Raw genomic sequence first — 267 nt, forward strand, 5'->3', positions numbered from 1 at the left:
CATAGTGAAACGCTCGCGGTCCCAATCAACCGAAGCGCCCATACGACGTAGCTGCTTAGTGATAGTGCCGCCCGATTGCGCTTTCCATTCCCACACTTTATCCATAAAGGCATCGCGACCTAGGTCATGGCGATTTTTGCCTTCTTCGGCCTCAAGTTTACGCTCAACCAACATTTGGGTGGCGATACCCGCATGGTCAGTACCGACTTGCCATAGGGTATTTTTGCCTTTCATCCGTTGGTAACGGGTCAAGGTATCCATGATGGT

1 protein-coding gene is annotated in these 267 nt (G+C 51.3%); it reads right to left on the reverse strand.

The features are described from left to right. Positions 1-267: class I tRNA ligase family protein (locus tag J2D73_RS20335; protein WP_207884237.1), on the reverse strand; the 267-nt coding region annotated here is incomplete at both ends.

Origin of the sequence: Acetobacter sacchari (assembly GCF_017377715.1) — a bacterium.
GTDB lineage: Bacteria > Pseudomonadota > Alphaproteobacteria > Acetobacterales > Acetobacteraceae > Acetobacter > Acetobacter sacchari.